Here is a 7,111-nt window from a genome sequence, read left to right on the forward strand (position 1 = left end):
GAGACATCATTATGGAACTGATATAATAATTCGCTGTTTTTGTGCAAGAGACAGGAACTTTATTTTGCGGGGCGACAAATGAAGGTGGCGTACCGATGCCAGTGCAAAGCGTCGTTGAGGGGGCAAAGCTCGCTGCGTTCATTGACGATGCGGTGGCGGATTGCATAAGTAGGCAGCGGCAAGGAGTGAGCCAGGATCAAATGGATGCTTTACGCCGCATTGAGGGAAAAGTGTTCATTCAGGGCATGAGCGTGGATGTCATTCAGTTTGTTGCTGATGCGTATCGGTGCTTGAAGTATTGAGAGACGCATACAGTTGTGCGGAAGTAAAAAAGTAAAAAAATATTTTACAACACCAGTTGATATTCTTGAGGAGATAGCGTATAATATAGATGTGAAGGGAGGCGTTAAAATGAAGTTTGATGATTTGTTTGAGCAACGTAGCCTTGTTGCAAGAAAGCTAAAAGACTGTATCAGAGAACGCGGATATACAAAAGTATCTTTTGCAAAGAAGGCGGATATTTCGCGCCCTACATTGGATAAGCTATTGAATGGCAGCATTGAAAACAAAAGTACTTTCGATAAACACCTTCAAAAAGTACTGTCCGTTTTAAATCTCTCTGTGGATGAACTGATATTTTTTGACCCAGCGCCTAAATCTGTCGATGTTGTATACTCCCAGAATGCACCTAGTGATTATCAGATGAGTGAAAAAGCTAAAAAACAGTACGGGCTACTTATGGACATTCTTGATCTGTGTGAGATTTATTACTGAGAGGTGCAGCTATGAGTGAGAGAATTGTAGCAGGTAATCTCGATGAGGTAATAAGCAAGAATATCCAAATCCGTGATGAAATGAGAGAAAAAACTCTCCTGATACGTACAAACTGGAACAGGATGCTGATTAGTTCATCGGATCAGTTGGCAATGCAGATATTGAAGTCTTATGGTCTTATTCAAGTGCCACTTGATAATCAATACTGGAGTGGAGCGATTTTTGTTAAGGACGGGAAGCGAATCCCGGTAATTAACACAGCTTTGCCGCGTGCCAACCAATACTTTACGGCGTGGCATGAAATTTATCATTTGATTTTCGATGATGTATCGTTCAGCCATGTTATAGAGACAGAAACGATAATGGAAGAGCGTAAGGCAGAATATTTTGCGTCTCTTATGCTATTGGGTAATCTGTTGCCATACTACACGGAATTGTCCGACATGGAATTTTTGCCAAAGATTTTCCATTGTATGGATGCGTTTAGAGCTCCATATAAGGCGGTATTGATTGCTTTATATGAAAGTGCTGTCCTAAATGAAAACTATACTTTGATGGGATTAATCAAAGAGAACTTTGATAATTCTTTTATAGATTTGGCAGATCGTTTTCGTGAGTTAGGGCTTGATGACAGTCTTGTAAAGGCTTCGTATGTGGTGAATGTTGGAACACTTCAAGCAAAGATTCAGGAAAGGATTAAGAAGAACCCTGAATTGAATTACAACTACGACAATGCCTCATTTCTGAAAAGTATTGTGAGAGAAATCAATTTAGTGATGGGGGACAAGAATGCTTAACATACCAACATTTCATCAGTACAATGGAGAAACAAAAATCGCCCTCATGGATAATTCTGCTGTTGCGTTTATGGAGCAGATGGAACGCAACGGTATTTCAGCGAAGGAACTGCTTCGTGGATATGACGCAGTATTTATTCCTAGATGGGTAATAGAAGAAGTAAGTGACTCTTCTTATCGCAGTGAATATATTAATAGCCTAATTGATGATGGATTTCCAATTTACTCAATTGCCGAAGAAAGCTATTCAGAACTGGCGAATGGCGAGGAAGGAAATCTTTACAGAATTGTTTACGCTGCGGTATCCACGCTCGGAGCGTTAAAGAGCTATATGAGACGATATGTGCAAAAGGAAGATCCCATTGACATGTCGGCTTACAGTGATTGGATTTCGGAAATGTATCGAAATTGGCCCCTGTCCGATACAAATACAGAGAATGGGCGCACGAAGAAGAAAAATGCTGGAGAAATATCGCTGACTATTTTGGCTGAGGTGTTTTCTTGGTACTATCCAGACGCGGAGTTGATTACGGTATATACTCAGGATAGGGATGCCTTTGATTATCAAATGTCCGCTCATAGGCAACTAAAAGAGGTGTTCCGCGAGAGGACTTCAGTTGATGTAAGCTACAAGTCCAATGATTTTCTTCTATATCAGATGTATCGAAACGGAACGATAACGCGAGATAAGATCAATGATGTCAGGAAAGATGAAAGAGTAGTTACATATACCAAGAGACGACCGGATCAGGCTGTAGCATTGGCTTCAAAGAAGCTAAATAACCGTCAATTTATCGATTTGCTAGAAGATGAGAGCGTTCAAATTATCTTCTGAACCGGCAAGATGATGAAATGACTAATAGTAAAATACCTGCCCGCTGGCGCACTGTGTAAATCCTACATGGTACGCTGGCGGGCTTCTTTTTTTGCCCTTTTCTGCACTGATTTACACTGCGCCGCCCCGATCTGAACCGAGTTTCTACCTATTATAATACACAGTTTGGCGCAGCTGTCAATCCGGTCAGCTATGGAAAAGTGAGCTTAATCACTTATTCCGGGTGGAACCCTGGCTTTGAAAAGTGAGCTTAATCACTTTTTTTCAAGCTCTCCAACCAAAGAAATAAGTGAGCTTAATCACTTTTTGCACACAGAGGCAGAAAACGGGAGGGTGTAAAAAGCTCACTTTTTTCTCGGAATTGCCCAAGAGCTGAAAGTGATTTTACTCACTTACGGAGTTTCCATATGACCGCAGGGAAAAGTGATTGTAATCACTCTGACAATCCACACTGCGCCGCCCTGTGAGCAGGCAAAAAAATACGCAATATCTACATTTTTCGTTTCTGCACTATGTGTTTTTCGTTTCCCCACCGAAAGGAAAAGTGATTAAAATCACTTACGCATCAAGGCGCTTTCCAGCAAGTGATTATAATCACTTTGCTTTTAATGAGCTTCTCATAAATAAGTGAGCTTTTTACAACCTCCGGGGTGTAGACCTCATTTTCGCATAAGTGATTAAAATCACTCTGTCAGCAGGGAAGTGATTTTAATCACTTTTTTCTGTATAAGTGAGCTTTTTACAACCTGAGATGAAATCGACTGAAAATTTAGGGTACACCTCTAAAACAGTAAAAGCCCCTTTTATGGGACTATTTTTGTTGCTCTGAAAGCCTCTTAAAAATCAATATATAGTGGATAAAAAAGAATTATATGATACTACATATTGTGCCTTATGAGCTTTTGACACCTTGATAAATCTATCTTTCCGGGCGGCTTGCTCTCATTGAATGTCTATGCGAATTTTTCGGTTTAGTTTGATGGGGTATCGTGACAGAAATTATCATTGGTACTGGCAGTTAGATTCTATTATGCAAACGAAATTTATTGCAGACGATTGGCGGTGCTGATAATTACACTTTTACACGAAACTTCGGGTGACATTGAAATTCGAGTTTGTGCCAATAGGTTAAGTAAAGAAAATGCGCCATAAGCGCGATTCATCACGTGAGGGCAGAGTATACAAAGAAGATTTGTGCAACGACTTGTAGAACTCCGTCAAGAGAACTGTTTCGATATTAATAGGTGTTTAAAAGGAGATAAGAGAAAATGTACGATTATTTGGTAGTTGGTTCTGGGTTGTTTGGTGCTGTATTTGCACATGAGGTAAAAACCGCGGGCAAATCTGTTCTTGTTATAGATAAGCGACCTAATATTGCTGGAAATGTTTATACGGAGAATGTTGAAGGAATTAATTTTCACAAATATGGCGCTCATATTTTCCATACCAACAATACTAAAGTTTGGAATTACATTACGCAATTTGCAAACTTCAATCGTTTTACTAATTCTCCAGTAGCTAATTATAAAGGTGAGCTTTACTCTATGCCATTCAATATGTATACATTCAATAAGATGTGGGGAGTAGTTACGCCAGAAGAGGCAGCTGCAAAGATTGAAGAACAGAAGAAAGGGATTACTGGAGAACCTCAAAATTTGGAAGAGCAGGCTATTTCTTTAGTTGGTCGTGATATCTATGAAAAATTGGTAAAAGGATATACAGAGAAGCAATGGGGAAGAGACTGCAAGAATCTTCCTGCCTTCATTATTAAACGCCTTCCTGTCCGTTTGACCTTTGATAATAACTACTTCAATGCTCTTTATCAGGGTATTCCGATAGGCGGATATACAAAGATGGTTGCAAATCTTCTTGATGGAATTGAGGTGAGACTGAATGAGAATTATCTCGCAAAGAAGGCTGAATACGATGTAATAGCTGAAAAAGTAGTGTATACAGGAGCTATTGATGAGTACTTTGACTACTGCTTGGGCAACCTTGAATATCGTTCTGTTCGATTTGAAAATGAAATCTTGGATAAACCAAACTTTCAAGGAAATGCAGTTGTTAATTATACAGACTGTAAAACGGCGTGGACGAGAATTATCGAGCATAAATGGTTTGAATTTGGCAAGGATGAAGATGGCAAGGATTTGCCGAAAACCATTATTTCTCGTGAATATAGCTCTGAGTGGAGACCCGGTGATGAACCGTATTATCCAGTGAATGATGAAAAAAATGGGAAGTTGTATGTAGCTTATAAGGAACTGGCAGATAAGGAAGAGAAGATTATCTTCGGTGGTCGTCTCGGAGAATACAAGTATTATGACATGGATGCAGTTATTGCATCTGCGCTGGAGTGTGTAGAAAGAGAGCTTAAGTAATGGAACACTATACCGTAAAAGTAATTATTGCGACCCATAAGAGGTATCAGATGCCGAAAGACGATATGTATTTGCCCCTTCATGTTGGAGCGGAAGGTAAAACAGATGTTGCAGGTAATGATCTTGATCTTGGATATCTAAAAGATAATACAGGTGACAATATTTCTGCCCTGAATTCATCATTCTGTGAATTAACGGGGCTGTATTGGGCATGGAAAAACATTGATGCTGATTATGTGGGCTTGGTTCATTATAGGAGACATTTTTGCATAAAGAAAAAGGGAAGGAATCTTTTTGACAGTGTGTTGTCTTATCGGGAACTTAGGCCATATCTTGGTAAAGTTAAGGTGTTTACGCCGAATAAGAGAAATTATTATATAGAGACTCTTTATAGCCATTATGCACATACACATTATTCAAATCAATTGGATGAAACCAGAAAAATTATTTATGAGAAATATCCGGACTACATAAAAAGTTACGATGAAGTGATTCAACGTACCTATGGATATATGTTTAATATGATGATTATGGATAGGGAATCCTTGAACGAATACTGTTCATGGTTGTTTGATATTCTTTTCGAACTGAGCAAAAGAATAGAAATACCCGAATTATCGGCATTTCAAGGGAGATTTTATGGGAGAATATCTGAAATCATCTTTAATGTATGGTTGGATTATCAAATGAAGAGTGGAACTTTGAGGAAGAACCAGATAAAGGAAATTCCCTGTATTCATATGGAAAAGATTAATTGGGGAAAAAAGGGAATAGCTTTTCTGAATGCAAAGTTTTTAGGGAAAAAGTATGAGGGAAGTTTTTGAGAATGTTCATGCGTATACAAAAGGAGTAATTTATGAAATTATCCACTGTTTCTACATTCAAAAAGATGAACACAGATGATGAAAGGTATATTCATTTAGAAGGAGAGTTGCTGAGAAAGTATCAGCATTCACTAATTGGTATTGCACAAGATGTTATAAACGTCTGTGAAGAGGAGAATATAACATATCATTTAACAGGTGGAAGTGCATTAGGAGCTGTAAGGCATCATGGATTTATCCCTTGGGATGATGATATGGATATTGATATGCTGGGGAGTGACTTTGATCGATTTGAGAGAGCTTTTCTTAAAAAATTCGGCGATAAGTACTGGGTACACAGCTATAAAACTGTTGGATATGGAATGACAGTGAATCGAGTTCGATTAAAAAATAGTGTATTTAGGGGTAGAGAAGATATCAACAATCAGGAATGCGGTTTTTTCATTGACGTGTTACGTATTGAAAATACATACAACAATAAAGTATTGCGCACACTGCACGGCGTATTGTGTATGGGTATGGGATTGCTGCTTTCTTGTCGCAATTTTTATGATAATCGTATGTTGATGTTGGAACTGGCAAACGATAATCCGCAAGTAAAAAGAGTTTTTAAATTTAAAATTTCACTGGGAAGATTGGTCAGCTTTTTACCAGTTAATACTTGGACGCGGCTGACACAAGCGTGTTATGGTTTATGTAAAAATAACAATTCAGAATATGTGACAGTACCTGCAGGGAGAAATCATTTCTTTGGAGAAATGTATAAGCGAAAAGATTTCGTTGAAACGGCAGAGATGGAGTTCGAGGGCCATATTTGGAAAGTGCCTAAGTGTTACGATGCTTATCTTATACATATGTACGGTAATTATATGAAAATACCGGAGGAAAAAGATCGTGAAGTTCACGTTTTGCTGGAACTCAAATTTCCAGAAGATATAAAATCCGAAGCAAAAGTAAACGATTGAGAGGTGTAGCCACTTACAAAAACTATAAGGAGTGTGAAGACTAAACATGACAAATCATTCATTTATTGAAGGAATAAAATATGGCGTTGCGTCTCTTATAAAATATTCATGGACCGTTTTCGGATTTGTGCTACCCAAGCACAAGAAAATGATTGTGTTTGACAGCTTTGTTGGTAAACAGTATTCCTGCAATCCGCGAGCGCTGTATGAGTATATGCAGAAAAACTTTCGGGAAGATGTGGAGTATGTATGGGCGTTTACAAATCCGGAACAGTTTCAGTTTTTGAAACGGAACAAAAATACCATCATCTGTAGATACCGTTCTTTGAAGCATTTGTATTACTGTTATGTGGCACAGGTCATTGTTTTTAACTTTACACGAACCAACGAAATGCCGACCCGAAAAGGTCAAATGATCGTTCAGACGTGGCATGGAGGCGGTTGCTATAAAAAAGCGGGAGGTAGTGTAAAATAGTTTGTGTTTCTGGTAAAAAATAACTCTTTTTTGGTAAGAATTCAGATATGACAATTCTTA

7 protein-coding genes are annotated in these 7,111 nt (G+C 38.5%); all 7 read left to right on the top strand.

The annotated features are described in order from the left end of the window. Positions 1-315 precede the first annotated feature (315 nt). The 7 genes from ACESZH_RS23360 to ACESZH_RS23390 all read left to right on the top strand — a co-directional run bounded on the left by ACESZH_RS23360 (position 316) and on the right by ACESZH_RS23390 (position 7,051). Positions 316-774, top strand: coding sequence for a helix-turn-helix domain-containing protein (locus ACESZH_RS23360; protein ID WP_373219473.1), 459 nt, complete (start codon positions 316-318; stop codon positions 772-774). A gap of 11 nt (positions 775-785) precedes the next feature. After that, complete coding sequence (locus ACESZH_RS23365) at positions 786-1,571, top strand: ImmA/IrrE family metallo-endopeptidase (RefSeq protein ID WP_373219475.1); 786 nt, start codon at positions 786-788, stop codon at positions 1,569-1,571. After that, positions 1,564-2,406 carry a hypothetical protein gene (locus ACESZH_RS23370; RefSeq protein ID WP_373219477.1) on the top strand — a complete coding sequence of 281 codons (843 nt, stop codon included), beginning with the start codon at positions 1,564-1,566 and terminating at the stop codon, positions 2,404-2,406. Before ACESZH_RS23365 ends, ACESZH_RS23370 begins: the two co-directional genes overlap by 8 nt. A 1,268-nt stretch (positions 2,407-3,674) precedes the next feature. Continuing rightward, positions 3,675-4,787, top strand: a complete 1,113-nt coding sequence (glf, locus tag ACESZH_RS23375; protein ID WP_373219478.1) for a UDP-galactopyranose mutase — start codon at positions 3,675-3,677, stop codon at positions 4,785-4,787. Then, positions 4,787-5,611 (top strand): DUF4422 domain-containing protein, encoded by an 825-nt coding sequence (locus tag ACESZH_RS23380; RefSeq protein ID WP_373219479.1) that lies wholly within the window; start codon positions 4,787-4,789, stop codon positions 5,609-5,611. The genes glf and ACESZH_RS23380 overlap by 1 nt, the downstream gene beginning before the upstream one ends. Before the next feature lie 32 nt (positions 5,612-5,643). Then, positions 5,644-6,576, top strand: a complete 933-nt coding sequence (locus ACESZH_RS23385; protein WP_373219481.1) for a phosphorylcholine transferase LicD — start codon at positions 5,644-5,646, stop codon at positions 6,574-6,576. A 46-nt stretch (positions 6,577-6,622) separates the two neighbouring features. Then, entirely contained in the window at positions 6,623-7,051 is a 429-nt protein-coding gene (locus ACESZH_RS23390; RefSeq protein ID WP_373219482.1) for a CDP-glycerol glycerophosphotransferase family protein, read from the top strand. Positions 7,052-7,111: the final 60 nt, after the last annotated feature.

The organism is Ruminococcus sp. 5_1_39BFAA (assembly GCF_964240875.1).
In the GTDB taxonomy this organism is placed as follows: Bacteria; Bacillota; Clostridia; order Lachnospirales; family Lachnospiraceae; genus Blautia_A.

Coding starts and splice junctions, on each gene's coding strand:
- ACESZH_RS23365 (WP_373219475.1), top strand. CDS start 786: ATGAGTGAGAGAATTGTAGCAGGTAATCTCGATGAGGTAATAAGCAAG.
- ACESZH_RS23370 (WP_373219477.1), top strand. CDS start 1,564: ATGCTTAACATACCAACATTTCATCAGTACAATGGAGAAACAAAAATC.
- glf (WP_373219478.1), top strand. CDS start 3,675: ATGTACGATTATTTGGTAGTTGGTTCTGGGTTGTTTGGTGCTGTATTT.
- ACESZH_RS23380 (WP_373219479.1), top strand. CDS start 4,787: ATGGAACACTATACCGTAAAAGTAATTATTGCGACCCATAAGAGGTAT.
- ACESZH_RS23385 (WP_373219481.1), top strand. CDS start 5,644: ATGAAATTATCCACTGTTTCTACATTCAAAAAGATGAACACAGATGAT.
- ACESZH_RS23390 (WP_373219482.1), top strand. CDS start 6,623: ATGACAAATCATTCATTTATTGAAGGAATAAAATATGGCGTTGCGTCT.